We start from the raw sequence: 24,389 nt of genomic DNA on the forward strand, positions 1-24,389 counted from the left end.
TTTTTGTGCCGTGATATGCTTATGGGTGAAGAGGTGGGGGGATGACGGCATGGAGGAGGAACAGGTGGAGAGAGATTTGCAGTTGGTCATCATCACGGGATTGTCCGGGGCCGGAAAGACCGTGGCGGTACAAAGTCTCGAAGACCTGGGGTATTTTTGCGTGGATAACCTGCCTCCGGCGCTGATCCCCAAGTTTGCGGAATTGATGCGCCAATCTGAAGGGAAGGTGTCCCGGTTGGCGCTGGTGTGCGACATCCGCGGCGGTTCCTGGTTCTCGCATCTGCTGATGGCGCTGAAAGACCTGGAGGAACAATACGGAGTGCAGTACCGGATCCTGTTTCTCGAAGCCCGGGACGAGGTGCTCGTGCGGCGGTACAAGGCGACCCGGCGACGGCATCCCTTGGCCCAGGGCAACCGGATTCTGGAAGGGATTGCAAAAGAACGCAGGCTCTTGGAGGAGATCCGGGACCGGGCCGACTGGATCATCGATACCAGTCTTCTCAAGCCGGCGGAGCTGAAAGAGAAGATTGCGGCGCATTTTAGCGGGTCGGACATCAATCGGCTGACTTTGCATTTGGTGTCTTTCGGATTCAAGTATGGCGTACCCATCGATGCAGATCTCGTATTCGATGTTCGATTCCTTCCCAATCCGTATTATTTGGACGCCCTTCGCCCTTTGACGGGTTTGGATCTCGACGTGTACGAGTATGTGATGAAATGGCCTGCGGCGAAGACCTTTTCCGACAAACTCACAGATATGCTGGACTTTCTGCTCCCCCAATACGTGAAAGAAGGGCGTAGCCAATTGGTGGTGGCGGTGGGGTGCACCGGTGGGCAACACCGGTCCGTGGCGATGGTGGAATTGTTGCGCCGACATTATCAAGCCCGGGAGAAGGTCCACGTGTACCACCGGGATATTCACCGGGATCTGGCGAAAGGCGCCGATGTGGATGGGTAAGACGTGGTGGGCCTGGGGCTGGGGAGTAGCGGCCTTCGGGCTGGGGTTTGTTCTGGCGGCGGGGCGGGAACTGGGACCCGCGGGGGTCGAGCGGGCGGTGTTCGGGTGGTCGGCCCTGGTGTTTGGCGTTCTGGTGCTGATTCTAGGTGCGTGGTGGGAAAAGCGCCGGAACTGGCGGGAGCGGTTGGCTCCCCTGCACCGGCCCCGGGTGGTGGTGATCGGCGGCGGAACGGGTCAATCGGTGCTCCTCCGGGGGCTCAAGATGCACGAGGTGGAGTTGACCGCCGTGGTGACGGTGGCCGACGACGGAGGGAGCTCCGGGAGGCTGCGCTCGGCTTTTGGGATGCCTCCCCCGGGGGATATACGCAATTGTCTCGTGGCGCTGGCCGACACGGAGCCGCTCATGGAACAGTTGTGGCAGCACCGCTTTCAGGGTGATGACGACGGCCTGGCCGGGCACAGCTTCGGCAATTTGTTTATCGCGGCGATGGCGGACGTGACCGGGGATTTTGAGACGGCGGTCCGGGAGGCCAGCCGGGTACTCGCGGTGCGGGGTCGGGTGTTGCCAGCAGCCCGGCGGGCAGTGGTTCTTAAGGCGAGGTTGGAGGACGGTCGGGAGATCACCGGAGAGTCTCGGATTCCCGCCGCCGGGGGGCGAATTGTGCGGGTGGCCATCGCCCCTGCGGATGCCGAGGCGCCCGAAGAGGTGGTGGAGGCGATTGAGAAAGCCGATGTGGTGGTGCTGGGACCGGGGAGCCTGTATACCAGCATCATTCCGAATTTGCTCGTCCCGGAGGTCGCCCGGGCGATTCGCCGCAGCCGGGCCTGGAAAGTCTATGTGTGCAATGTGATGACCCAGCCCGGCGAGACGGACGGGTTCACAGCCTCCGATCATGTGAAAGCGATATACGACCACATTGGATTTCCCTTTTTTGACTTTGCCGTAGTACACACAGCTCCCATTCCGGAGGAGGCCCTGCGCCGGTATCGGAACGAGGGGGCGCATCCCGTGGCGGCGGACGTCTCGGCCCTGGAGCGCATGGGTGTCCGGGTGATCACCGGGGATTTTCTCCGCCTGGACCGGTATGCGTGGCACGACGCCGAAAAAGTGAGCCGACGCATCGTGCAGTTGGCCAGGCGTGCCCGGAGGTCATGGCGGCGGCGCCGTTAAAGGGGGGATCGGCCGTGTCTTTTGCGGCGGAGACGAAAAAAGAGCTGACCGGGGTGGTGAACAAACCGTGTTGCAAGCGGGCGGAGCTGTCCGCGCTCTTGCGGTTGAACGGCAGCCTTCACACGGTGGAGAATCGAGAGGTCCTGGACATTGCCACGGAAAATGCTGCCATCGCCCGGCGGATCTACCTGTTGCTGAAAGATGTCTTTCAGGTGCACGCAGAGGTCTTGGTCCGCAAGAAAATGCGGCTACGAAAAAATAATGTGTATCTGGTTCGAATCTCCAGGCGGGCAGAGGAAGTGCTCGAGTTTTTGGAGATCTCCCGGCGAGGGGAGAGCCTGGAAGGAGGAGTGCCGACGCGGCTTCTGGGTCGGGACTGTTGTCGCCGAGCGTATATGCGGGGGGCATTTTTGGCGGCGGGTTCGGTGAACAACCCCGAGGGCGCCTCGTATCATTTGGAGATCGCCCTCGGCGATGCGGAGTTGAGTAAAGGGTTTCTCCGACTTCTGGGGACTTATGATTTGGATGCCCGGGCGATCCAACGCAAACGGGGTGAGATCGTTTATCTCAAAGAAGGGGAAAAGATCGTCGAATTTCTGAACCTCGTCGGGGCCCACCAAGCCCTGCTCCGCTTCGAGGACGTTCGCATCTTGAAGGACATGCGCAATCAAGTGAATCGACTCGTAAACTGCGAAACGGCGAATTTAAGCAAGACGGTTCAGGCGGCGGTGCGGCAGATCGAGAATATCCGCCTCTTAGAGCGCACCATCGGCTTGGACAACCTCCCGCCGAAACTCCGGGAGGTCGCCGAACTGCGCCTGCGCCACCCAGACATCAATCTGAAAGAGCTGGGGGCGTTGTTGGGTGGCGGGGTGACGAAATCCGGGGTGAATCATCGGTTGCGCAAACTGGACGAGTGGGCCAGGCGGGTGAGGGAGTCCGGAGGTTAGTCTCTTCCTCATGGACGGCCCGGGGGTGGGGTCGGGGAGGCTTGTTTGCCGTCGATTTCCAAAATCGCCGCCGTGACGAAGGTCCGGGTGATGTGAAGGGCCCGGCTTTGTTTCAGGAGGTCGGCGACACTGCGCGGCCCTCCGCCGGAGTCGGGGTCGGCGAGTTCTACGTAGTGGACCCGAGCGATGGGTCCATAGGCCGGATGACCCGGTGCCCATTCGAAGATCCACCGCTGTCCGGGGATGTAGATGAGGCGGTTCTGTTTGCGGTCGACGCCCCGAATGCCGAGGTAGATCCGGTTGACGGCCAGGGGAGCGAGGCCCCCGTCCAAAAAGGCGACTTCGTTGCTGTCGTGCCAGGCCAGCACGGTGGGCCACAGCGTCCGGGTAGATGGGGGGACCACGGGAGTATGCACGACGTGTCCGGGGGTGTGAATGCGGCTGGCCCGGTTCAGAACGTCGGTCACGCTGCGGACGGCATCGGGCTGAAGGCCGGAGTGGAGTTCAAAATAATGCACAAAGCGAAGGGCGCTGTAGCCCGGCCGCCCCGGCAGGGCATCGAGGATGGGCCGATGGCCTTCGACGAGTTGGGGACGTCCTTCTGAACTCCAGCTTCGCACCGCGATATAAATTCCCGCCGGTGCCAGAGCGGTCGGCCCACCGGCGAGGAAGCGCACGGGCTTGCCGTTCCACCAACCTTCGCTGAGATCCCGGTCGTGTTCTTGAATCATGACGGATGCCTCCTTCCGCCGGGGTCACCTAGGCCAGTGTATGCAGGAGGGCGGACTGGGTGTGCGCTGGCGGACAAAGATATGGGGGGCCGGGTTGGCAAAAGGCAGGGGGGCACCGGGACGTGTGAGAAAGAGCGGCCCAGAGGAGGGGTGAATGGGTGAGTACGAGGAGGCAGATCGTGGCCGGTTCGCCCTTTGATCGGTCGGAGACAGCGCCCGGGGCCGGGGTCCTGTGGTTGGTCCCGGACGGGGCGGTGGCCCGGGCGGTCCGGGACCGGTGGCTAGAGGTCGCTGACAGCCTCGGCTCCGGTAGAGTGTGGACGTTGGAAGAAGCGGCGGCAAGTCTTCTTTCGGCCGCCGGAGAACGCTGGATTCCCATCTCCAGGGCCGTCCGAATGCGTCTGGTCGGCCGTGCCATGGCTCGGCTCGGGGCGCCCTGCGGAGGACCGGCGCTGGATCCCCTCGCTTGGCCGGGTGTCCGGCGCAGGGCGGCGAGGCTCATTCAGCGGCTGCGGGAAGCGGAAATCCCCCCGGAGATTTTGGAAGAGGCGGCGGAAGGATTGCCCCGGCGGGAGGCGGGCCGGGTGCGCTGGCTGGCCGGGCTGCTTCGGGCGGTGGTGGAGGCCCAGGGAATGCGCGGAGGGGCGGCGGACGAGGCGGAGATGTTGGGACGGGCGGCGGCTCTCCTCGGGGAGCGCCCCCTTCCGGAGTGGCTGCCCGGGGTGAGCCGGGTTGTTGTGTACGGATTTTCCAGGTTGAGTGCCGCGGCTGTCCGGTTTGTGGCTGCGATACGGGGCGTTGAGGCGGTGGAGGTCTGTCTTCCCCCTGTCGAGATCCCGGGGGTGCTCAGCGATAGCGGGCCTTTGGAACGGGGTGGATGGAGGCTTCTGACCCGCCAGGGTTTTACCATGCAACCAGGGGGCAATCTGTTGCCTCAAGGCGGTCGTCGCCCAGCGGCGGCAAGTCTTGCTTTTCCCGACGAAGCGAGCCAGTGGGCGGGAGTCGCAGGCTGGGTGGCGGATCGGCTGGCGGAGGGCCTTTTACCCCGGCGGATCGCCGTGGTCACCAGCCGGCCGCCGACGCCGGACTCGGCTTTGGTTCGGGCTTTGGCGGATCGGGGGATCTCCCTGGCCGAGCCGGTGGTACGCCCCGGAACGGCGGCGCCGTTGATTCAATTTGTGCTCAGTTTATTGGAGTTGGCACAGGGGCTTTGGAGCCGGGCGGCGCTTTTTACCGTGGCGTCCGATGTGTACGCCCCGGACGGACGACCGCGGCACTGGGTGTTGGCCCGGAGGGCAGACCCACGCCTGGAACGCGCGGGGGCCGACGGGTGGATGGCCGGTGTCCGGAGAGCCCTGGAGGCGGAGACCGATCTTTTACCCGGGGAGCGTAGGGAACTGGAGGATGTTCTCACATGGCTCGCACAGTTGCGGGACCGGCTGGCGGCGATGCCGGAGAAGGGGTCGTTGTCCGAATGGGCGGACGCCCTGGAAGGCTTGCTGGAAGAGATGGAAGTAGAGCGGGCCCTGCGCCGTCGGGCGCGAGAAGCTGGATCGGAGGAATGGGAGGGGATACGCCAGGATCTAGAAGCTTATGCCGTGTTGCGGGCCATGCTGCGGGAGTGGCGGGAGACGGACAGTTGGGTGGGATGGCCGGGGAGGTGTACCCGGGGGGAATGGGCGCGTTGGTTGCGGGAAGAGCTGGAGGGTCGCCGGTTGATCGTTCGGCCGGGTCAAGAAGATGGGATCCGGGTGGTGTCTCCGGAGACGGCCTGGGTTTTGGATCTCGAAGCGGCGGTGGTTCCGGATGTGAACGAAGGGATCTGGCCTCCCCCGGAGCGGGAAGAAGGGTTTCCCGAATCCCTCTACGATGTACTGGAACGCCGGGGCTATGAATGGCCCCGGCCGGCAGAAGTGCGAACCCAACATGAAGAACACCTGTTGCGTCTCCTGGCAACCCCGGGTATCCAGGTGGCTTTGACTTACATAGAAGCGGAAGGGAAGCTTCCGTCTCGGATTCTTGAGCAACTGTGGCGGAGTGGGCAATGTCTCCCCGGGGGTGGGCAAGAATTCGGCTCGGTCGCAGGGCTTCCCCAACAACCCGGAGATCCCAGGGAGGCCGGACCTCCCTTTGCCCATGTGGCCCAGTGGCGGGAGTGGGAGGCGCAGAGGGCGCTTGCCGCAGGTGCGCCAGAGATTTGGATGGACGCTCCTGCCGATCCGGTTGGCGATCCCCTGTCCGGACGGTGGCGAAGGCTCGCGGCCAAGGCGATGATCGAAAAACTTCGCGAAAGTCCGGAATTTTCCCCGTGGGAAGGCCGACTGTCCAGTGATTTTGCCCAGGCCGAGTTCGGCCAGCGCTTTTCCGAGGACCGGGTTTACAGCGTATCGATGTTCAACGATTACGGGACGTGCCCGTTTCGCTTTTTACTGCGGCGGGTCTGGAAGATCGAAGTGGAGAGGGGGGCCCGGGAACCTTTGGACGCGCTGGAGGCGGGCCTGCTGTATCACCGGGTGCTGAGCGGATTGTTTCGCGAAGTTCGGGATCTGGCAGAAGCAGGGGACGGGAACCTGTGGTTCGATATCGACCGGGTGCTGGGGCTGCTGGACCGACGGTGGGGGGAGGAAGTGCAGGCCCTGGAAGAGCGGTTGGGGTTGAAGGAATTCCCGACCTGGTCCCTCCAACGAGAACGGATGAGGAACCGAATTTGGAAGTGGGTCGCTTACGACTGGAGCCAGCGCCGGGGATCTGGCCTGCGGCCGAGGTATTTTGAATGGGCTTTCGGGGGCGAGGACGATTCGTCCGACCCGGCATCTTCTCCGACCCCCATGGCGGTGGAGGGGCTTTTGTTTCAGGGGCGAGTGGACCGGATTGACGCCGATGCCCAGGGCCGGTTCATCGTTTACGACTACAAACGGACCACCGGTGGCGGGCGGCATGGCAAAGCGGCCATCGCGAAAGGAATCGATGTGCAACTGCCCCTTTATATGGAAATTGTCCGCCAAGCGCTTTACCCGGATGGGGAACCCCTGGGTGCGGCGTATTATGGGATAGAGCGCCCGGATCGTCAAAAGGAAGGCCTCTGGCGTAAAGGGGCGGACCACGGCTTGGGCCCCCGCGTGGGCCTTGGGGACGAGGAGTGGCGGGCGTTGATCAATCAAGCCCTGGACTATATTCTGGAATATCACGGCCGGATGCGGGCAGGCGATTACCCGGTGGCTCCCGGGGCTTGTCTGGAGCGGAGTTGTGAATTCGGGCACGCATGCCGCAAACATGACGTCTTGCTGTTGCGAAAAGGTGTGGGGTCCAAAGGGGAGGATCAGAGCGGTGCTGAGGCCGACTGAAGATCAGTGGAAGGCGATTACAGCCCTCAGGTCCGATGTGGTGGTGACCGCTGGGGCGGGTTCCGGGAAGACCTGGGTGTTGACCGAGCGATATGCGGCCATGTTGAATGGGCGGCCTACCCTTCCTCCGCCCGAGGACACAGATGCGCCCATTCCGACCGGCGCGCCTTGCCGGCCGGGGGAGATCATCGCCATTACGTTTACCGAAGCGGCGGCGGCGGACATGCGGAGAAAAATCCGGGCCCGGCTGAGGCAGTTGATCGAAGCGGGGGAAACGAGGCTCTTGCCCTACGAAGAAGAGCTGGAAACCGCCCCGATTAGCACGATCCACAGCTACTGCGCGGCTCTGATCCGGCGGTATCCTTTTGAGGCCGGGGTGGACCCGGACTTCGTGGTGCTGGACGAGCCCGAGGCCCGGCGAATCCTCCGGGAATCGGCCCAGGAGGCCATCCTGGAGGCCTTGAAGGAAGAGGAGCCGGCGATTCGCACCGCCCTGCTCGTCTACGGGGAGACAGGGGCGATGGACCTGGTCCTGCAACTGGGGACCACCTGGCGGGAGGAGGACCGAACCGGGGCTGAGGTGTGGGCGGTCTCCCGGGAATCCCTGGCCCGGGAAGCAAAGCGGTGGTTGCAGGTCCGGGAAGCCCTGCTCGATGCCGGACGGCGAATGGTGGAGGACGGACAAAAGGTGTCGTCCACCACGAAGGCTTACGAGAAAATCATGAAGTTTGCGGCGAGTTGGCCGGAGATGGAGGAGGCCCTAGCTTCCTGGGACGGCCGGGTCACCGAAGACTGGGAGGAGCGGCTGCGCCGACTGGATAAAGAGATGTGGAGCGGTAACGCTCCCAAGGTCCTCGGCGATGCGGTGGCAGAGTGGAAGGCCGCGGTGAAAGCGGCGGCAGAAGCGGTCCAAGCGGCCGATCTCCCTGAGGTCACCGAGGGGCTGTGCCGGTTGTGGGATCGGGTCGCCCGGCGGTACGAAGAGAAAAAGGCCGGACACCGGGCTCTCGATTACACAGATCTGCAACTGAGGGCGGTGCGGCTGCTGGAAGACTCTGAGGTGCGCCGCCACTGGATCGCTTCCTTGCGGTATGTGATGGTGGACGAGTTTCAGGATACGAACCGCCTTCAGGCCCGCCTGGTGGGACTCTTACTCGATGGCGGCGCGCGGCTGTTTGTCGTCGGGGATGGGAAACAGTCCATTTACCGGTTTCGTGGAGCCGATGTGTCTGTGTTCGTCGAAACCCGCCAGCAGGTGCAGGAAAAGGGTGGGGTCGCCGTGTCCCTTCGACACAACTTCCGTTCCCAGGGCCCCATCTTAGACTTTGTCAACCGCGTCCTCGGTCCGGTTATGGGTGAATCGGAGAACGGGGAAAACAACGCCGCCCCGCAATCCTCCAAAATCGAGTACGAACCCCTCGTCCCGACCCGCGAGAAAATGGGGGGATCGGTCGAAATCGTGCACATCGATTCCGAAGGTTTGGCCGGTCGCCTGGTCGAAGCCACCGAGGCTGCTCGTTGGATCCGGCGTTTTATACAAAGCGGGGGTACCGTGGGGGACGAATCCGGTCCCCGTCCGGCCCGCTACGGTGACGTGGCCATGCTCCTCGCCGTCTCCACACACCTGCCCGTGTACGAACTCGCCCTTCAAGAGGCCGGGGTGCCGTACCGCATCGCCGGAAGCCGGAACTTTTTTCGCCGCCAGGAAGTCCGGGATCTCATCCAGGTTTTGCGGTGGGTGTACGATCCCGGTGATGAGGTCGCCATGATTGGAGCGCTGCGTTCGCCCTTGTTCGGCATGTCGGACGATGGGCTGACGATCATCGCCCTGGCCACGGGCCGAAGGAAAGAAAGTGGACTGCTGGCGTTCTCGGCGGATCCGCTCGGGTGGGTCGACGGAAGTCACAAACTTCCCCTTTCCCCATGGGATCGAAGGGCGGCGGAGGATGCGGCACGGCAGGTCGCCAAGTGGCGCCGACGGGCCGCCTGGGAATCGGCGGGGGCCCTGGTGGAGCGGATCGTGGATGAAACGGGGATCGTGCCGACTCTCCTGCAAACCTCAGGTGGCAGGCAAAAGGCGGAGAACGTGCGTCGTTTTATTGAAATGGCCTACGAGAGGGAAGCTGAGGGACGGGTGTCCCTATCCGCTTTTCTTTCCTGGATTCAATGGCAAATCGAGGACGACACCGACGAGGAGGAAGCCCAGGTTGTCGACGGGGCCGATGCGGTGACGGTGATGACGGTCCACCAGTCCAAGGGTCTGGAGTTTCCCGTGGTGGTGCTACCGGATTTGGCCCGGCCTTTTCGCTCCCGGAGAGAGATGTGGTGCATGGACGAAGACGGGGCTTTGGCGGTTAAATGGCCCGGGGTCGGGGAGTACGCCGGCTTCGGGTGGTATGAGCGGGTGCGGGAAGAAGAGGCGCGCAAAGACCGGGAGGAGGAGATGCGCAAATTTTATGTGGCATTGACCCGGGCCCGGGATCACCTCGCCCTTTTTGGCACTCGAAAGCTGCCCTCCAAGGAAAAAGATCCGCTGACGGTGGACCAGGCCCGGAGTTGGTTTGATTGGCTGATCTGTTCCCTCGCTCAGGGCGACCTTTCGGGCGCCGAGGAGTTGGTTGGCCATGCAGGCGAAGGCGTGATCTGGACCCGGGTGGCAGCGCCGGATCCAATGGTCGGGTCCATAGACGCGGCCCGCCCGCAGCCCAAAAACAGAGGCGTCAGCGAGGACCGGCCCGGCGAAGGCCCGGAGGTGATCGAATCCCTTGATTCCGGCGCACAGATGGCGGAGGGCCAGGCGAAAGGAGAGGCCGCCCGACTGGTCCACCACATTCTCACCCTGGGGGATGCCGAGGGGGGCTGGGATCGAGAGGATTTCGTGATCACGCCTGGCGGCGGGCCTCTCGGACGTCCGGAGATGGCCACCGTGTCCGCCAGCCGTTTGTTGGAGTATGATATCTGCCCCCGGCGCTACTACTATCACTGGGCTTTGCGCCTGCCCGCCCTCGATCAGGCCTTTGAAACGGCGAGTGGGGACGGAGTGCCAGGTGAACAGGAGATCCCTGACCCAGAGATGGGTGGGGATCAAGGGCCAGCGGAGATCGAGGGAGTCGGTTGGTCTCCTCTTCTCCGAGGTACGGTGGTTCACCGGGTGTGTGAGCGCTGGACCGGGGCGGAACCGATTCTGGACCGCTTGGACCAGGTGTTGGAGGAATTTCGTTTAATGGGCCCGCTCGGCCGCAGGGCTCGGGAAGAGGTGCGGGAGGAGTTGCTCCGTTACGCCGACGGGGAGTTGTCCAAACGGCTAAACCGGGCCCAGCGCGTGTGGAGTGAGTGGCCTTTCTACCTCCGGTTACAAGGAGCAGAACGGGTCTGGGACCTTCATGGGCAGGTGGACAAAATCTTTGTCGCCGACGGCCGCACGGTGGTGGTGGATTTTAAGACGAACCGCACGGCGCCGGACGGGGTGGGGGCCCTGGTGGATCATTATCGGCTTCAAGTCCAACTGTACGCGTGGGCGGTGGGACGAAATCTCGCCCTTGTGGATGAGGCGTATCTGTACTTCACAGACCCGGGCGTACTCGCCCCGGTGCCGGTCGATCCCGAGAACGTGAGGGAAGCATTGGAACGCGTGGATGCTAGGCTCAATCATTTGTCGCGAGAATGGCGCATCGAAGCGTATCCTTTTACAGAGGACCTCTCGATGTGCCGGGTCTGTCCGTATCGGGCCATTTGTCCCGGGTTTGCCCGGGGCTCGGCCGGTGGCTGAGATGGTGCGCTTGGGTGGCGGCGAACAGATCGCGGAATAGGGTGTCGGCACCGGGGTCGAGCACGGCGAGCCCAGCTTCGGTCACGCCGCCGGGGACCGAAACTCTCCGACGCACGTCTTCGGGGGTAATCCCGTTTTCAAAGAGGCGGGCGGTGGCACTCCATGTCAGTTGTAGCAGATGCTCGGCGTCACCGGCACCGATTCGGCCCGTGGCTGACGCTGCCCGGGCGAAGGCTTGAAGGATGGCGGCGAAGAATGCCGGCCCGCAACTGGTGAGGTCTGCGTACACCCGAATCTGATCGTCGGTGACCGGTAAAGGGGTGCCGATGAAGGACAGGAGCCCGTCCACGCTCCGGCAGCTTTCCCGGTCCATCCGGGGTCCGTACTGGGTTAGGATTGCGCCGCCCCCTGCCAACTGGGTGATGCTGGGAATGATTTTTCCCACACGGGCCGGAACTCGGTGTTCGAGGCGCTCCACCTCAAACCCGCTGGCGGTGATCAGAAGGACGTGGTCCGGCGAGAGAAAGGGGCGAATTTGGTCGATCACCGGGTCGAGATCTGGCGATTTAACGCAGATAAATAGGGTTTGTGACCGCTGGGCCACTTCCGCTGCCGTCGCCACCATGACCAGACTGGGAACCCGCCGGGCGAGGGCGGCAATTTTGTCCCGGCTGCGATTGCAAGCGACAAAGTCCGGGGGTTCGGGCAGTTTTGAAGACAACGCCTCGATCAACATGCTTCCGATGGTCCCGGTCCCGATACACCCAATGCGCATGACCAACCCTCCCAGAGATGCGTGGTCATTATTGAATTGTACGGCCTGCCGGGCAACAACATGCCGATTTCCAGGGATTTTTGTCGAACCCGCGGCAGGAATGTTGCGCTATATCGCGAAATAGTTAAACTGTAAAGAAGGATTGAAGCGGGGATGAACAGGAGGTGAGGACGGATGCAGATGGGGTTCGGACTGTGGCAGCAACAAACGCAAAAGTTGATCCTTACTCAAGAGTTGCGCCAAGCGATCGCAATTCTGCAATTGTCTTCCTTTGAGTTATCGCAATACTTACAACAAGAGATGGCCGAGAATCCGGTGATGGAATGGGAAGAGGCGGCCGGGGCTGAGGGATGGGGGGAATTTGACGCTTGGTTGCGGGAATCCGGTCCAGACCCGGGGCTGCTTCGCTCGATGCGCGAGTCGTATCGGGAGCCCCCGGCGGATGTGGCGGCCAGATCCGAGAATCTCGAAGACCATTTGATGGTTCAGTTGTCCGATCTCCGACTGAGCCCCTTAGAAAAACGGGTGCTGCGCTACGTCATCGGGAATATCGACGAACGCGGCTATGTGTCCATGTCCAGCGCCGAGATGGCCGCACAGCTCGGGGTGGAGGAAGCGTTGGTCGAGCGGTGCCGCCGTCGGTTGCATGGCCTGGAGCCCCTGGGGATCGGGGCGCTGGACCTGAGGGAATGTCTCAACATTCAGGCCCGGGAACGTTATCCCGACGAGCCTGGTCTGAAGGATCTGATCGATCATCACCTTCAGGATGTGGCCGAGGGGCGTCAGTCGAGAATCGCCCAAGCTTTGCAGATCGACCTCCAAGAAGTACAGCGTCTGTCCGACCTTTTGAAAACTTTGGACCCGAAACCCGGGAGGATGTTTTTTGGGGATCAGGTCCGGTTTGTGATTCCTGATGTGACCATTGAGCGGGTGGGCGGGGACTACGTGGTGATGGTACACGATCGGCTCACGCCGCATTTGCATATTAATCCCATCTATCGCCGGATCGCCTCAACCCAAGGGGCGGACCGGGAGGCGAAATCCTATCTGTCGAAAAAAATCCAATCGGCCATGTGGTTGATCCGCAGTTTGGAGCAGCGAAGACAGACGATTCTGCGGGTGACCGAAGCCATTGTGGAGCTGCAGAGGGACTTTTTCGACCGGGGATTGGAGTACTTGCGCCCGATGACCCTGCGCCAGGTGGCGGAGCGGGTCGGGGTGCACGAATCCACCGTCAGCCGGGCCACCACGGGCAAATACGCCCAGACGCCCCGGGGAGTATTGGAGTTAAAATATTTCTTTAGCTCAGGGGTTCAGACCCGAGGCGGAGAAGGGGCATCGGCGGAGAGCATCAAGGCGAAGATTCGCAAATGGATCCAGGAGGAGGATCGGTCAGACCCTCTGAGCGACCAGCGCCTGGCCGACCTTTTGCAGCAAGAGGGCATTCGGATCTCCCGCCGAACCGTGGCTAAATACCGCGAGGAACTCCGCATTGCCTCGTCAGCCCAGCGCCGGCGCCATGGTTCCTGAGGCCCCCCAAAGGCCGGCGAGGGACCATTCCCCTCTTGCCGGCCGAAAGGGTCCTGCGTATACTGGAGTAAAAGGAGGTTCCGCATGGAACGGAGCCGCCTCTTATTTAGCCCTGATCGGGACAAAAAAAGTACATGCGGGACACATTATGTCCCGAAAGAAGGTGGGAGAGGCGAGTGGATCCGTGGAACGTGGAACGGCGGGATGAAGCCATGAAAAGTCTGCTGACCCTGCAGCAGAGGTTGGTGCCCGATGTGATCGAGACGATGAAAGGCCGGTTTCGCATCCTGCGGCAGATGTACGACATGCAGCCGGTGGGCCGCCGGACCCTGGCCCAGGTGATGGACACCACCGAGCGCATTTTGCGGGGCGAGGTGGACTTTTTGAAGGACCAGGGCCTCGTGGCCGTGGACAGCAGCGGGATGCGTCTAACGCCTTTGGGGGAGTCCCTGCTGGATGCCCTGGGGGAAGTGATGGGGATTCTAGATGGGCGGGCGGATCTGGAGCGGGAATTGCGCCGGGTGCTGGGGTTGCGAGCCGTGCGGGTCGTCTCCGGTGACGTGGATGAAAATCCCGAAGTCAAGGGCGATCTCGGGTTTACCGCCGCCCGGTTTTTGCGGGAGGTTCTCCGCCGGGGGGACGTGGTGGCGGTGACCGGGGGGACGACGGTGGCCGCGGTGGCGGCCCGGATGCCGCCTGTTCACCCGGGGAATATTTTGGTGGTCCCGGCCCGGGGCGGGGTGGGAGAGCGGGTGGAATACCAGGCCAACACCATTGCGGCCGATCTCGCCGAGCGACTCCGGGCGGAGTACCTCCTGTTTCATGTCCCCGACCGGCTCAGCGAAGAGGCGTACCGATCCTTGGCCGGCGAGCCTCAGATCGCAGAAAAACTGCACCTCATTCGACAAGCGAGCATTGTCGTTCACGGGATCGGCCAGGCTATAGCTATGGCCCGGAGAAGGCGCTTGCCGCCAGAAGAAATCGCCGTGCTGGAAGAGCGGGGCGCCGTAGGGGAAGCTTTTGGATACTATTTTGACCAAGATGGGCGAATCGTGTATCAACAACATACCCTGGGCCTGGGCCTGGGGGATATTTCCGGTATGCGGGCGGTGATTGCCGTAGCGGGCGGTCGCGGCAAGGCGGGAGCTATTGCCGCGGTGGCCAAGGCGGTGGCGCCCCACATGTTGGTGACGGACGAAGGCGCGGCCCGGGAGATCCTGGCCCGGTACAAGGGTTGCGGAGACCAGGGCGAGGGCGCCAAAACCGCCGAAATTCATGAGATTTCCTGAGCGACCGGCCGCCCGGGCGGTCCGGTGGCGAAGTGGCATTGAAAAAGTGGAGGGATCTGGGCATGAGGATGGCGATCAACGGGTTTGGGCGAATCGGGCGCAATGTGTTTCGGGCGGCTTACCGCCGAGGAGATGTGGAAATCGCGGCGGTGAACGACCTCACCGACGCCGAAACTTTGGCAATGCTATTAAAATACGACTCGGTGCACGGGATTTTTGATGCGGAGGTCCGGGCGGAAGGGGACGCCCTGGTGGTGAACGGCAAGCGGATAAAGGTATGTGCGGAAGCCGATCCTACCCGTCTGCCCTGGGGGGAGTTGGACATCGACGTGGTGGTGGAGTCCACAGGGAGGTTCCGCAGCCGGGAGCAGGCCAAGGCCCATTTGCAAGCCGGGGCGAAGAAAGTGATCATCACGGCGCCGGCCAAGAATGAGGATCTGACGGTGGTGATGGGGGTCAATGAGGGGGCTTATGATCCTGAGCGGCATTTTATTATCTCGAATGCCTCCTGCACCACCAACTGTTTGGCCCCCTTGGCGAAGGTTCTTCACGAGCAGTTCGGGATTGAACGGGGCTTAATGACCACCGTTCATTCTTATACCAACGACCAGCGAATCCTGGATTTTCCCCATAAAGATCTGCGCCGTGCCCGGGCGGCGGGGCTGTCCATTATTCCCACCACCACCGGGGCGGCCAAGGCGGTTGCCCTGGTCCTGCCAGAGCTGAAGGGAAAACTGAACGGGTTTGCCATGCGGGTACCCACGCCGAACGTTTCCGTGGTGGACCTGGTGGTGGATGTGCGGCGCTCCACCACGGTGGATGAGGTGAACGCCGTTTTGCGCGAAGCGGCAGAAGGGCCGCTCAACGGCATTCTGGGCTATACCGATCAGCCCCTGGTCTCGAGAGATTTCAATGGGGACCCCCGGTCTTCCGTGGTGGACGGCCTGTCCACGATGGTGATGGAGGGCACGATGATCAAGGCGGTAGCCTGGTATGACAACGAATGGGGATATTCGAACCGGGTGGTGGATTTGGCGGGGTACATGGCCCGCCAGGGATTCCCGTCCCGGGAAAAAGCGCTGGCGGCCCTCGGGGTGTAAACATCCCGGATGCTGGCGGTTAAAAGCCGGGAAGGGAGTTCCGTTTGATTGCATTCCCGGGACGTAAACTGACCCGATGGGATGATGTGGGTCCAGTTCCGTCCCGCTGCAAAATCTGTTAGGATTAGAATGGTTGGATGAGGAGGAGGCGGCCCTTCTCCTCTTTGCATGTGCGGGAGAGCCTGTGAACGGAGGGAGATGGGGGATGGACAAAGCAACGATTCGGGATGTGGAGGTTCAGGGAAAGCGCGTTTTTGTGCGGGTGGATTTTAACGTGCCCATCGAGGACGGCCGGGTGGTGGACGATGGCCGAATCCGCGCGGCTCTGCCCACGATTGAGTATCTCATTCGGGGCGGAGCACGGTTGATCCTGGCGTCCCACCTGGGCCGCCCGAAAGGCCGGGTGGATGAGCGGTATCGGCTGGACCCGGTGGCCCGGCGCCTTCAGGAGCTTCTCGGCCGGCCCGTACATAAAGTGGATGCTGTGGTGGGACCGGAAGTGGAACAGGCGGCGGCGGGAATGGGTCCCGGAGATGTGCTGTTGTTGGAAAATGTTCGCTTTGAGCCCGGGGAGGAGAAAAATGATCCTGCCCTGGCCCGGGCTTGGGCGGGTTTGGCCGACCTGTACGTGAACGACGCCTTCGGGGCGGCCCACCGAGCCCATGCTTCTACGGCGGGGTTGGCGCAGTTTTTGCCGGCGGTGGCCGGGCTCTTGATGGAGCGGGAGTTGACCGTGCTCTCCCGGGCCCTCAGCCACCCGGAACACCCTTTTGCGGCGGTACTCGGTGGGGCTAAGGTGAGCGACAAGATCGGCGTGGTGGCCCGTCTTCTGGAAAAAGTGGACCGGCTCCTCATCGGGGGCGGAATGGCCAACACGTTTCTCGCCGCCCGGGGCTATCGCATGGGGAGTTCCTCCGTGGAGGAAGACCGCCTGGAGACCGCCCGGGAGACCTTGCGGACGGCGGAGGGCCGGGGGACAGCCCTTCTTTTGCCCGTGGATCTGGTGATCGCCGATCGCTTTTCCGCCGATGCCCAGCGCCGGACGGTGCGGGTGGAAGAGGGGGTTCCGGAGGGCTGGATGGCCCTGGACATCGGCCCGGAGACGGTTGAGCGTTGCCGGGCGATGCTGGCGGATGCCCACACGGTGATCTGGAACGGGCCGATGGGGGTATTCGAGATGGAACCTTTTGCGGCCGGGACTTTGGCGGTGGCCCAGGCCATGGCCGGGGTGAAGGGCACCACCATCGTCGGCGGGGGAGATTCCGCCGCGGCAGTGACCAAAATGGGACTGGCAGACCGCATGACCCACGTGTCCACCGGGGGCGGGGCGTCGCTGGAATTTCTCGAAGGGCGCGTGCTGCCCGGGGTTGCGGCCCTTCTGGACCGGGAGGCGGTGCGGGGATGAACGCGGCCCGGAAACCGCTTTTGGCGGCGAACTGGAAGATGAACAAAACGCCCGAGGAGGCCCTGTCCTTTTGGCACGAGTTTTCGGGGCGGCTATCCGGGGAAACCGGGCGGGTGGAGGTGGTGATTTGTCCGCCTTACCCCGCTCTGCCCGCCCTGCAGGGGGCGGACCTCCGGGCCCGGGGGGTGTATTTGGGGGCCCAGAACGTTCACTGGGAGTCCCGGGGGGCGTTCACCGGAGAGGTGTCGCCCGGAATGCTCCGGGCCGTGGGGTGTTCCCACGTGATCGTGGGCCATTCCGAACGACGGGCCTATTTTGGCGAGTCGGACGAGGCGGTGAAGCGAAAGCTCCGGGCGGCGCTCGAAGAAGGGATGACGCCGATTCTCTGTGTCGGTGAGACGTTGGAACAGCGCACGGCGGGGCGGGCCGAAGAGGTGGTGGCCGCCCAGCTCACCGCCGCTTTAGAAGGACTTGACACCGGCCGGGCGGCCCGGGTGGTGGTGGCTTACGAGCCGGTGTGGGCGATCGGGACCGGGCGGTCCGCCGAGTCCCGGGATGCCGGGGAAATGGCGGCGGCGGTGAGGCGCCGGCTGCGGGAGTTGGCGGGTCCGGCGGCGGAGGAGATCCGGATTCTGTACGGGGGTAGCGTGGCCCCGGATAATTTTGCACAGTTTTTGGCGGAGGCCGAGGTGGACGGCGGGCTCGTGGGCACGGCGAGTTTGCGTCCAGAATCGTTTTTCGCCTTGGTGGCTTCGGCGGCGAAGGCCGCCACTGCCCAGGCGGGGGAAGGAGAGGCACAATGAATCGTCCACGTCCCGTGGCGCTGATTATTTTGGATGGTTTTGGACTTCGGGAGGAGCGGGAAGGCAATGCGGTGGCCCAGGCCCGGAAACCGAATTTTGATCGTTATTGGAAGGAATATCCGCACACCCAGCTTCAGGCCAGCGGGGAGGCGGTGGGGCTGCCCGCCGGCCAGATGGGCAACTCCGAAGTGGGGCATCTCAATCTGGGCGCGGGCCGGGTGGTGTATCAGGATCTCACCCGGGTGTCCAAAGCGATCCGGGACGGGGATTTTTTCCGCAATCCCGCACTGCTCGGGGCGATGCGCCACGTGAAGGAATTGGGCAGCCGGCTTCACCTGGCGGGGCTGCTCTCCGACGGGGGGGTGCACAGCCATATTGAGCATTTGTTCGCGCTTTTGGAGATGGCCCGACGGGAGGGCGTGGACCGGGTGTATGTCCACGCGTTTCTGGACGGCAGGGATGTCCTGCCCGAGTCGGCCCGGATGTATGTGCGGCAGTTGATCGAACGGATGCGGGAGCTCGGGGTGGGGCAGATTGCCACCTTGTCGGGGCGCTATTACGCCATGGATCGGGACCGGCGATGGGAGCGAACCGCCAAAGCCTACCGGGCGATGGTGTATGGGGAGGGGGAAACGTACACCGATCCGCTCGAAGCCCTGGAGGCGAGCTTTCGCCGGGGGGTGACGGATGAGTTCGTGGTCCCGATGGTGATGGTGGATGAAGCCGGGCGGCCGGTGGGCTCCGTGGAAGACGGTGATGCGGTGATTGTGTTTAATTTTCGTCCGGACCGCGTGGTCCAGATTTCCCGGGCCTTTACAGAGAAGGATTTTCAGGAGTTCGATCGGGGGCCGAAGCCGCCGGTGGTGGACTACGTCTGCATGACCCAGTACAGCGAGGCGATTCGCGCTGAAGTGGCCTTTGGGCCGGAGTCTTTGACCAATACTCTGGGGGAGATTCTGGAACGACATGGAATGCGCCAGTTGCGCATTGCTGAGACGGAAAAATACCGCCATGTGACCTCGTTTTTCAGCGGCGGACGGGAGGAGCCCTTCGAAGGGGAAGATCGGGTGCTGATTCCTTCCCCCAAGGTGGCGACCTACGATCAGAAGCCGGAGATGAGCGCTTATGAGGTGGCGGATGAGGCGGTGGAGCGGATTCGCTCCGGGGTTCTGGACGTGGTGGTGTTGAATTTTGCCAATCCGGATATGGTGGGTCACACCGGTGATCTCCAGGCGGCGATCCGGGCGGTGGAAGCGGTGGATGAATGCCTGGGCCGGGTGGTGGAGGCGGTGCTCGCCCAAGGCGGGGTGGCCCTGATTACGGCGGACCACGGAAACGCCGATGTGATGGTCGACCCGGAGACGGGGGGCCCGTGCACCACCCATACCACCAATCCGGTGCCCTTCATCGTGACGAAACCGGGGGTTCACCTCCGGGAGGGCGGCGTCCTCGCCGACATTGCGCCGACGATACTCGATTTGTTAGGATTGGAGAAGCCAAAGGACATGACGGGGCGGGGGTTGGTGCTGTGAACACGACGATTTATGAAATCACGGCCCGGGAAGTGCTGGATTCCCGGGGCAATCCGACTGTGGAAGTGGAAGTTGAGCTCGAAGGCGGGGCGACGGGGCGGGCCATTGTTCCTTCCGGAGCTTCCACCGGCGCCCACGAGGCGGTGGAATTGCGGGACGGCGGGGAGCGCTACGGCGGAAAAGGGGTCCGGAAAGCTGTGGGCCACGTCAATGAGACCATCGGGCCGGAGTTGATCGGACAGGACGCCCTGGATCAGGTGGGGATCGACCGGCTGATGATCGACCTCGACGGAACGCCCAACAAAGGCCGGCTGGGGGCGAACGCCATCCTCGGGGTGTCCATGGCGGTGGCCCATGCCGCATCCCAAGCCGTGGGGCTTCCCCTCTACGTGTACCTGGGGGGATTCGCGGCCCGGACTTTGCCCGTGCCGATGATGAACATCCTCAACGGGGGCAAACACGCTGACAACAATGTGGACATCCAGGAATTCATGATCCTGCCGGTGGGGGCACCGACCTTTAGGGAAGCCCTTCGGATGGGGGCCGAGGTGTTTCATGCCCTGAAAAAAGTGCTCTCGGAGAAGGGACTGGCCACGGCGGTGGGCGACGAAGGCGGGTTTGCGCCGAGTCTCGGATCGAACGAAGAGGCGCTCCAGGTCATTGTGCGGGCCGTGGAGAAGGCGGGATACCGGCCGGGCGAGGACGTGATGCTGGCCGTGGACGTGGCGTCGAGTGAGTTGTACAAAGATGGCCGTTACGTCTTTGCCGGCGAAGGGGTCACCCGCACGGCCGAGGAGATGATCGCCCTCTACGAACGATTGATCGCCAAATATCCCATTGTATCGGTGGAAGACGGGTTGGCGGAGGACGATTGGGAAGGTTGGGAGGCGCTGACCGCCCGGCTGGGAAAGAAAGTCCAGTTGGTGGGCGATGACCTTTTTGTCACCAATACGTCTCGGCTGCGGACGGGGATCGATCGGGGAGTGGCCAACTCGATCCTAGTAAAAGTCAACCAGATCGGCACTTTGACCGAGACCTTCGAGGCCATTGAAATGGCGAAACGGTCGGGCTACACGGCGGTGATCTCCCACCGGTCCGGGGAGACGGAGGATGTGACCATCGCCGACATCGCCGTGGCGGCCCAAACCGGGCAGATCAAGACCGGGGCACCTTCCCGAACTGATCGGGTGGCCAAATATAATCAGTTGCTTCGGATTGAAGATGCGTTGACGTATACCGGGCGGTACGCCGGCCGGGATGCCTTCTATAACCTGCGTCGATAGTGGTTGTGCTCCTGGGCTCGTTCATGATACGATGGATGTGGAATGATTGGGATGCCCGGGAAGTCTCGAAGGCGGGATGAAGGCCGGGGGTGACCTGGCAGGAAAGGATGAAAGGCGGGGGCGTGGCCCATGTGGCTGGCGATTTTGAAGATCTTACTGGTGATTGTGAGCTTGGCCCTCATCGGGGTGGTTCTCATGCAATCCGGCCGGAGCGCTGGGTTGTCCGGAGCGATCGCCGGGGGCGCCGAGCAGCTGGTCGGGCGCAAAGCCAGGGGTATCGACGCTGTGTTGATGAAAGCGACGACGATATTGGGCACTGTATTTTTTATCGTGGCGCTCGTCGTTGCGTGGTTGATTGCCCGGGGATCTTGAAAGGGAAGAGTTTCATAGGGGATGGGAAGAGAGCAGCCGTCCGCTCCGCGGGCGGCTTTGTCTTCGAGAGGAGGGTCGGGGTGAAGGAAGACCAGGAATTCACGGAGGCGTCGCCCGAGCCGTTTTTCTTCCCCGGGGGTTCAGTGGGGATTCTGCTGGTGCACGGGTTTACCGGTTCGCCTTCGGAAATGAGACCGATGGGTCAGTGGCTTGCCCAGCAGGGGTACACCGTGGCGGGGCCGCTGTTGGCGGGGCACGGCACGTCTCCCTTAGATATGGAACGAACAAGCTGGAGGGATTGGGTGGCCTCCGCCCGGGATGCAGCGAGAAAGTTGCGGGAACGGAGTTCCCGGATCGTGGCGGCGGGCCTGTCTATGGGGGGTGCTTTGTCTTTGTATCTCGGGTCCGGGGTGGCGGGGGTTGTGGTGGATGCGGTGATCTCCATGTGTGCTCCTATCTATTTACAGGATCGGCGGGCGCACTTGGCCCGTTTTGTCGCGCCCATTCACCGGTTTCACCGGGACGGAAGTGCCGGGTATCCTCCGGAGATTCGACGGTATCTCGCCGGTTATGACATCACGCCCACCCGATGTGTCGGCGAACTGATGACCCTGATCCGGCGGACCAAGCGATTGCTGCCCGGGGTGCGCGTCCCCACCTTGGTGCTTCAGGCCCGGCGGGATCGAACGGTGCGCCCGAAGTCCGCCCGGTATATTTATGCCCGGGTTGGCACGTCCGACAAAGCGTTGCTTTGGTACGAGCAGTCCGGCCATATTCTGACTGTCGACCGGGACCGGGAAGCGGTGTGGCGGGATGTGCTCGAATGGCTGAGGGGACACGATTTGGCGCCATGATGACAAGGGAATGGGTTACAACTTGCAGCCAGCGCACATACTAGAACAACGAGTCGAGATCCGGGTGAGGCGTGGCGGGTCTGTCCCCCTCGGAGGGGATGAGAGGGTGAATATGGAAGAACAGATTTTATCGCTGATGAGAGAATTATCATATAAGCCCATGGCGGCAGCGGAACTGCAGAGGGCTTTGCAGATACAAGAAGGTGAACAGGAGGCGTTTCTTGCGCTTTTGCAGCGCATGGAGGAGAACGGGCAGGTAGTCCGCACCCGAACCCATCGGTACGGCGTGCCTGAGCGGATGAACCTTCTCGTCGGGCGGCTGCAGATGAAACAGCGGGGGTACGGTTTTGTGATCCCCGATCGACCGGGGATTCCGGACCTTTACGTGAGTTCCGGGGATCTCGGGGGCGCGATGCACGGCGACCGCGTGGTGGCCCGGATTCACCAGCGGCACGGGGAACGGGCGGAGGGGGAGGTGATCCGGATCCTGGAGCGCGCCCTGCACACGGTGGTGGGAACGTTCCAATCGATGCGCTACTACGCCTTTGTTCGGCCGGACGATCGGCGAATTCCCGTGGACGTGTTTATTGCTCCGGACGATTTCGGCGGGGCGAATGACGGGGACAAAGTGGTGGTGGAGATCACCGTCTATCCCGAAAGGGCCACCAGTTGCCAAGGGCGGGTCATAGAGGTGTTGGGGCGGCCGGGCGACCCCGGTGTGGACGTGCTGGCCGTGGTGCGCAAATATGAACTCCCCGAGGAATTTCCCGAGGATGTGTTGGCGGAGGCCGAACGGGTGCCGGAAACGGTTCAGGGCGAGGACCTTGTGGGACGGCGGGATCTCCGGGATCGCGCCATGGTGACCATCGACGGGGAGGACGCGAAGGATCTGGATGATGCTGTCTCCCTGGAACGGCTGCCGAACGGCAATTGGCTGCTCGGGGTGCATATCGCCGATGTCAGTTACTACGTCAAGGAAGGGTCGGCGTTGGACGAGGAGGCCTTCCGCCGGGGTTGCAGCGTATACCTGGTGGACCGGGTGATCCCTATGTTGCCGCCTCGGTTGTCAAACGGGATTTGCTCCTTGAATCCTCGGGTGGACCGGTTGGCCATGACCTGCGATATGGAGTGGACACCGGACCTGCGGCGGGTGCACCACGAGATCTACCCGAGCGTCATCCGGACCCGGGAGCGGATGACCTACACGGCGGTGCGCCGCATCCTCGAGGAGGATCCGGAGCTGGCGGCGAGATATGAGCCGCTGGTTCCGATGTTTCGGCACATGCGGGATTTGGCGATGGCGCTGAGAAAGCGGCGATTGGCCCGGGGGGCTGTGGATTTTCATTTTGACGAGACGAAGGTGATTCTGGACGAGTCCGGGAAGCCCGTGGACATCGTCCGGAAGCCCCAGACTGTCGCCGAGCAGATCATTGAAGAATTTATGCTGGCGGCGAACGAAACGGTGGCCGAACATTTTCAGCGGCTGGAGGTTCCCTTTTTGTACCGGGTGCACGAAGATCCGGACCCGGAGAAAATCGAGGGTTTTAAGGAGTTTATTTGGAACCTGGGGTATGTCCTGCGGACGAAGGGGGGGCGGGCGGAACCCCGGGCTCTGCAGGAGATCCTGGAGCAGGTGCGGGGCAAGCCCGAGGAGCGGGTGGTGAACACGATTCTGCTGCGCTCCATGCGCCAAGCCCGCTATTCCCACGAGGGTCTGGGCCACTTTGGACTGGCGGCAGAGTTTTACACCCATTTTACATCGCCGATCCGCCGCTATCCGGACTTGGTGATCCACCGGGTGATCCGGGAGTGGCTGCGGGAGGGCGGCCTGCCCCCGACGAAAGAGGCCCATTGGCGGGCGGAGATGCCGCGGATCGCCGATCAGTCGTCGGAGCGGGAGCGGGTGGCCGTCGATGCGGAGCGGGAGAGCCAGGATCTGAAAAAAGTGGAGTTCATGCTCGACAAGGTCGGAGAGACCTTTGAAGGGATCGTCAGCGGGGTCACCTCCTTCGGGCTGTTCGTCGAACTCGAAAACTCGGTGGAGGGACTGGTTCACATCAGCTATCTGACCGATGATTATTATCGGTTTGATGACCGGCAGTTCGCCCTGATCGGCGAGCGCACCGGGCGGAACTTTCGGATCGGGGATCGGGTGAAGGTCCTCGTGGCCGGGGCGGACAAAGAGGAGCGGACCATCGATTTCCGGTTGGTGGAAGAATGGGGAGAAGGGCAGGCAGAAGATGCGGAGGCCGGGGCTGCGGTGTTCCGGCCGGCAGCGGGGAGCGGCGGACGCAGCCGCCGGAAGAAGAATGTGGCGGGAGCGGCTTCCGCGGCGGTCGGTAGAGCGGGGGCACGAAAATCGGCAGGCTCCGGTCGGAGCCGAGCCCGGGATCTGGTTCTCGTAGGCGAGGCGGTCACCCCGGGCAAAAAGAAGAAGAAAGACGGCGGGGCAAAAAAGGCGAAGGCGAAGGGAAAAAAGGGGCGGCGTCGCGGCTGAGGCGGGACCGAGCCCGGGAATGGGCC

At 62.8% G+C, this 24,389-nt stretch carries 17 protein-coding genes; 15 read left to right on the top strand and 2 right to left on the bottom strand.

The features are described 5' to 3' along the window. Positions 1 to 49: 49 nt before the first annotated feature. Genes rapZ through whiA form a run of 3 tightly spaced genes read left to right on the top strand, consistent with a single transcriptional unit; the run spans position 50 to position 3,079 of the window. Positions 50 to 958, top strand: a complete 909-nt coding sequence (gene rapZ / locus CVV65_RS02560) for an RNase adapter RapZ (protein WP_100666814.1) — start codon at positions 50 to 52, stop codon at positions 956 to 958. After that, positions 945 to 2,129, top strand: coding sequence for a gluconeogenesis factor YvcK family protein (locus CVV65_RS02565; RefSeq protein WP_100666815.1), 1,185 nt, complete (start codon positions 945 to 947; stop codon positions 2,127 to 2,129). Before rapZ ends, CVV65_RS02565 begins: the two co-directional genes overlap by 14 nt. A 14-nt stretch (positions 2,130 to 2,143) precedes the next feature. Next, on the top strand, positions 2,144 to 3,079 hold the full coding sequence (whiA, locus tag CVV65_RS02570; RefSeq protein ID WP_100666816.1) for a DNA-binding protein WhiA: 936 nt from the start codon (positions 2,144 to 2,146) through the stop codon (positions 3,077 to 3,079). Between the two features lie 8 nt (positions 3,080 to 3,087). Here whiA and CVV65_RS02575 read toward each other — a convergent pair whose 3' ends face one another. Continuing rightward, positions 3,088 to 3,810: a hypothetical protein gene (locus CVV65_RS02575; protein WP_100666817.1), complete on the bottom strand. Its 723-nt coding sequence runs from the start codon at positions 3,808 to 3,810 to the stop codon at positions 3,088 to 3,090. Positions 3,811 to 3,968: 158 nt separating this feature from the next. Here CVV65_RS02575 and CVV65_RS02580 point away from each other — a divergent pair, with 158 nt between their 5' ends. Together CVV65_RS02580 and CVV65_RS02585 are read left to right on the top strand one after the other, a co-directional pair. Beyond that, positions 3,969 to 7,154: a PD-(D/E)XK nuclease family protein gene (locus tag CVV65_RS02580; protein WP_133121198.1), complete on the top strand. Its 3,186-nt coding sequence runs from the start codon at positions 3,969 to 3,971 to the stop codon at positions 7,152 to 7,154. Beyond that, on the top strand, positions 7,138 to 10,923 hold the full coding sequence (locus CVV65_RS02585) for a UvrD-helicase domain-containing protein (protein ID WP_198592101.1): 3,786 nt from the start codon (positions 7,138 to 7,140) through the stop codon (positions 10,921 to 10,923). The genes CVV65_RS02580 and CVV65_RS02585 overlap by 17 nt, the downstream gene beginning before the upstream one ends. Here the strand turns inward: CVV65_RS02585 and CVV65_RS02590 are convergent. Beyond that, positions 10,841 to 11,698: a pyrroline-5-carboxylate reductase dimerization domain-containing protein gene (locus tag CVV65_RS02590; protein WP_100666820.1), complete on the bottom strand. Its 858-nt coding sequence runs from the start codon at positions 11,696 to 11,698 to the stop codon at positions 10,841 to 10,843. The genes CVV65_RS02585 and CVV65_RS02590 overlap by 83 nt on opposite strands. Positions 11,699 to 11,872: 174 nt before the next feature. On the opposite strand from CVV65_RS02590, the gene rpoN reads away from it, so the two are divergent. From rpoN to rnr, 10 genes are all read left to right on the top strand, one after another. Beyond that, positions 11,873 to 13,228: an RNA polymerase factor sigma-54 gene (gene rpoN, locus CVV65_RS02595; RefSeq protein WP_100666821.1), complete on the top strand. Its 1,356-nt coding sequence runs from the start codon at positions 11,873 to 11,875 to the stop codon at positions 13,226 to 13,228. 176 nt (positions 13,229 to 13,404) lie between these two features. Continuing rightward, positions 13,405 to 14,517: a sugar-binding transcriptional regulator gene (locus CVV65_RS02600; RefSeq protein ID WP_232070034.1), complete on the top strand. Its 1,113-nt coding sequence runs from the start codon at positions 13,405 to 13,407 to the stop codon at positions 14,515 to 14,517. Between the two features lie 62 nt (positions 14,518 to 14,579). Next, positions 14,580 to 15,617 carry a type I glyceraldehyde-3-phosphate dehydrogenase gene (gene gap, locus CVV65_RS02605; RefSeq protein ID WP_407928378.1) on the top strand — a complete coding sequence of 346 codons (1,038 nt, stop codon included), beginning with the start codon at positions 14,580 to 14,582 and terminating at the stop codon, positions 15,615 to 15,617. A 205-nt stretch (positions 15,618 to 15,822) separates the two neighbouring features. Further along, positions 15,823 to 17,022, top strand: a complete 1,200-nt coding sequence (locus CVV65_RS02610; RefSeq protein WP_100666822.1) for a phosphoglycerate kinase — start codon at positions 15,823 to 15,825, stop codon at positions 17,020 to 17,022. Further along, positions 17,019 to 17,825, top strand: a complete 807-nt coding sequence (tpiA, locus tag CVV65_RS02615) for a triose-phosphate isomerase (protein WP_100666823.1) — start codon at positions 17,019 to 17,021, stop codon at positions 17,823 to 17,825. The genes CVV65_RS02610 and tpiA overlap by 4 nt, the downstream gene beginning before the upstream one ends. Next, entirely contained in the window at positions 17,822 to 19,357 is a 1,536-nt protein-coding gene (gpmI, locus tag CVV65_RS02620) for a 2,3-bisphosphoglycerate-independent phosphoglycerate mutase (RefSeq protein ID WP_100666824.1), read from the top strand. The genes tpiA and gpmI overlap by 4 nt, the downstream gene beginning before the upstream one ends. After that, entirely contained in the window at positions 19,354 to 20,640 is a 1,287-nt protein-coding gene (gene eno / locus CVV65_RS02625) for a phosphopyruvate hydratase (protein ID WP_100666825.1), read from the top strand. Before gpmI ends, eno begins: the two co-directional genes overlap by 4 nt. A gap of 129 nt (positions 20,641 to 20,769) precedes the next feature. Further along, complete coding sequence (gene secG, locus CVV65_RS02630; protein ID WP_100666826.1) at positions 20,770 to 21,012, top strand: preprotein translocase subunit SecG; 243 nt, start codon at positions 20,770 to 20,772, stop codon at positions 21,010 to 21,012. A gap of 80 nt (positions 21,013 to 21,092) precedes the next feature. Beyond that, the gene (locus tag CVV65_RS02635; protein ID WP_100666827.1) at positions 21,093 to 21,866 is read left to right on the top strand and encodes an alpha/beta hydrolase; all 774 of its coding nucleotides are present in this window, start codon (positions 21,093 to 21,095) and stop codon (positions 21,864 to 21,866) included. A 106-nt stretch (positions 21,867 to 21,972) separates the two neighbouring features. Next, on the top strand, positions 21,973 to 24,363 hold the full coding sequence (gene rnr, locus CVV65_RS02640; RefSeq protein WP_100666828.1) for a ribonuclease R: 2,391 nt from the start codon (positions 21,973 to 21,975) through the stop codon (positions 24,361 to 24,363). The last annotated feature ends 26 nt before the right edge of the window (positions 24,364 to 24,389 follow it).

This window comes from Kyrpidia spormannii (assembly GCF_002804065.1).
Taxonomy (GTDB): domain Bacteria; phylum Bacillota; class Bacilli; order Kyrpidiales; family Kyrpidiaceae; genus Kyrpidia; species Kyrpidia spormannii.